The organism is Leclercia sp. AS011 (genome assembly GCF_037152535.1).
Lineage (GTDB): Bacteria > Pseudomonadota > Gammaproteobacteria > Enterobacterales > Enterobacteriaceae > Enterobacter.
Map to the genome: position 1 here is coordinate 1 of NZ_JBBCMA010000025.1, position 240 is coordinate 240.

General features: G+C 50.0%; 1 rRNA gene. It reads left to right on the forward strand.

Going from position 1 to position 240, the window contains the following annotated elements:
- Positions 1-240 (forward strand): 23S ribosomal RNA (locus tag WFO70_RS22360); the annotation flags it as partial.

Here is a 240-nt window from a genome sequence, read left to right on the forward strand (position 1 = left end):
CACGGTGGATGCCTAGGCAGTCAGAGGCGATGAAGGACGTGCTAATCTGCGATAAGCGTCGGTAAGGTGATATGAACCGTTATAACCGACGATTTCCGAATGGGGAAACCCGGTGCAATTCGTTGCATCATCGTTAAGTGAATACATAGCTTAACGAAGCGAACCAGGGGAACTGAAACATCTAAGTACCCTGAGGAAAAGAAATCAACCGAGATTCCCCCAGTAGCGGCGAGCGAACGG